Here is a 2,476-nt window from a genome sequence, read left to right as displayed (position 1 = left end):
GCCACCTGCCGTCGGTCCCGAACGTCCCCTTGGGCTACCTGCCGGACCGCCTGGACGAGGTGCCGAGTGGAAAGCCGGTGGTGCTGCAGTGCCAGGGCGGCGCGCGCTCCGCCATCGCCGCGAGCGTCCTGCAGGCCCATGGCATCACCGACGTCATCAACCTCACCGGCGGATACCAGGCCTGGCACGCCGCCGGCCTCCCGGTGGAGAAGCCAGCGGACGAGCTGGTCCCGGCCTGATATCGCGCGGCGGGAGGCGCCGCCGCGCTACTTCGACTTCGTCGTGGCCAGCGCGAGCCAGCCCTCGACGAGCGAGGCTCGCTGCAGGACCAGGTCGCGGATCTGGTCGAGCACGGGATGATGGGCGTACCCGGCGGCAACCTGGTCCAGCACCGCATCGAGACTGCTCCGTACCTGCTCGATCAGCGGAGCCCCCAGCCGGGCGATGGCCGGCGCCCTCATCCCCAGCGAGCGGGCGAACTTGTCGAGCGCCATCCGGTGAAGCCCCTCCGCCGTGTTCTGCCCGCCGATCTCAATGGAAAACTGCCGGTCGATGTGCGGATACACGTGCGTCGACACCACGTCGTAGATCGGCGCCAGCCGCACCCGCGACCCCGCGTACAGCAGCGACAGGTTCTTCGCGTGCGCGTCGTTGTTGCCGACCAGGACGTTGAACAGTGCCCAGCGCGCCAGCGTTTCCAGGTCGCGCAACGGATCGACGCTGTGGCGGCGAATCACCCGGCCGATCACTTCGTACGTAGGCCCGCCGCGGGCCTGGTATTTCTGCGCCGACCGGTGGCCGGTCGCCTGGCAGAAATCTTCCTGGTGCAGGCGGCGCAGCCCGCCTTCGGCATCTTCCACGCGGTCGTAGCGAACGCTCTCGAACAGCAGGCGTTCGCCGCCCACCGCGCGTGATTCCGCCGCCTCGAAGCCGCAGCCGCGCAGCAGCCACATGCAGGCGAGCTCGTTCAGCACCAGCCCGGGATACACGGGCTTCGCGCGCTTGATGATGGCGTTGCTGGGCGAGCCGTGCAGGGGAAGCTCGAACGCGTCACCCCGGCGCCGGAACACCATCTTCTGCTGTGCGCCGCTCATGGAAAGCCGCTCCGCCATCTGCATTTCCATCACGTGCTCGCCGTATTCCTGGTCGAACAACGCGGCAAGTTCGGCCGGACTCAACCGCCTGTAGCTGGGCTCATTCGGAGGAATGACACCTGCCGGCCAGAGCGAAACCGCGCCCGCGCACTCGCCCCCGATCATCCCCAGGAGTCCCGAAACGTCCGCAGGTGAAAACTGCTTTGCCTGCGCGATCAGGTCGCGGCCTTCTCCCTCCGGAAGCAGGTTCTCGAAGAAGACGATCGTCGCGTCGTGGTCGTACGGCTCCGCACGCACCGGCAGGCGAACGGACAGGACGTACTTTTCCGGCTCGTCCAGCGCCTGCTCGCCGTAACGGAAGCTGAGCCGGTGCGGACCTTCTTCGCGGATGTGGCCGACCAGAAAATCGTACAGGTACACGTCGAGCATCGCCCGATCACCCTTCCTGCCCGCCGCCACCCCGGCGGCGCAGCACGACGTCGTAGCCCAGCAACTGAAGCAGGTCGAGCATCGTGTTCGCGCGCACGTTCCGCTTCCCTTTCTCCAGTTCCACCAGCAGCCGCCGCCCCACGCCGAACCGGTCCGCTGCCTGGTCAAACGTAAGGTTTTCCTCACGGCGCCGCCGCCGGACCACCTCGGCAAGGTCCTGCAGGTCGCGCATGGGAAGCTCGTCTGCTGTCATGGATGGGCCGCTCGCGGGTGAATCTTCGTTCCCTTTAGGGTCCGAAACCCCCGAAACCTGCTCTTCGTTCCCTAAAGGGTCCGATCGCGGTGTTTCGGTCATTTCAGCCCCTATAGGGAACGAATACCCGTTTCTCGCATGATCGTTCCCAATAGGGTTCGATCAGGTGAAGGAAAGCGCGGTCACCCGAGCAGGCGATAGGCGATGCCGCATGCGGCGGCGCCGGCCAGGACGGGGAGCATGCCGGCTTTGAAGCGGAAGATCGCCATGGCGGACGCGACGGAGATGAGCAGGGAGGGCAGGTTCAGCGTGGCCCAGTCCGGAACGAGCAGGCGCAGCCCGAAGCCGCGTACCTCGCCGATGCGGCCGAACAGCACGTGCAGGGCGAACCAGACCGCCAGGTTCAGGATCACGCCCACGACCGCGGCGGTGATCCCCCGCAACGCGGCGGCGAGTGCGCGGTTGCCGCGCAGGCGCTCCACGTACGGGGCGCCCGCGAAGATGAACAGGAACGACGGCGCGAAGGTCACCCACGCGGTGAGCGTGGCGCCCAGCACCCCGGCGAGCATCGGGGGGAGCGCGCCGGGATCGCGGTAGGCGCCCACGAACGCCACGAACTGCAGCACCAGCACCAGCGGCCCGGGCGTGGTCTCCGCCATTCCCAGGCCGTCCAGCATTTCCCCCGGCATCAGCCACCCGT

Annotated in this window: 4 protein-coding genes; 1 reads left to right on the top strand and 3 read right to left on the bottom strand. The window is 67.8% G+C overall.

Annotated elements, in window-relative coordinates; translation table 11 throughout:
• The coding region (locus tag VIB55_RS24585; protein WP_331879330.1) for a rhodanese-like domain-containing protein at positions 1–239 on the top strand (239 nt) is incomplete at its 5' end.
• A 27-nt stretch (positions 240–266) separates the two neighbouring features.
• Here the strand turns inward: VIB55_RS24585 and VIB55_RS24580 are convergent.
• The 3 genes from VIB55_RS24580 to VIB55_RS24570 all read right to left on the bottom strand — a co-directional run.
• Complete coding sequence (locus VIB55_RS24580; RefSeq protein ID WP_331879329.1) at positions 267–1,523, bottom strand: type II toxin-antitoxin system HipA family toxin; 1,257 nt, start codon at positions 1,521–1,523, stop codon at positions 267–269.
• 7 nt (positions 1,524–1,530) lie between these two features.
• The gene (locus tag VIB55_RS24575; protein WP_331879328.1) at positions 1,531–1,755 is read right to left on the bottom strand and encodes a helix-turn-helix domain-containing protein; all 225 of its coding nucleotides are present in this window, start codon (positions 1,753–1,755) and stop codon (positions 1,531–1,533) included.
• 203 nt (positions 1,756–1,958) lie between these two features.
• Positions 1,959–2,476, bottom strand: a 518-nt coding sequence (locus tag VIB55_RS24570) for a chromate transporter (RefSeq protein ID WP_331879327.1), incomplete at its 5' end; no start/stop codon positions are given.

It is taken from the genome of Longimicrobium sp., assembly GCF_036554565.1.
Lineage (GTDB): Bacteria > Gemmatimonadota > Gemmatimonadetes > Longimicrobiales > Longimicrobiaceae > Longimicrobium.
The sequence above is the reverse complement of the archived record's forward strand: the minus strand, read 5'-3'. Positions and strand labels throughout refer to the sequence as shown.

Bases quoted from the DNA above. Each gene is read 5' to 3' on its own strand.
- VIB55_RS24580 (WP_331879329.1), bottom strand. From the start codon at position 1,523: ATGCTCGACGTGTACCTGTACGATTTTCTGGTCGGCCACATCCGCGAA.
- VIB55_RS24575 (WP_331879328.1), bottom strand. From the start codon at position 1,755: ATGCGCGACCTGCAGGACCTTGCCGAGGTGGTCCGGCGGCGGCGCCGT.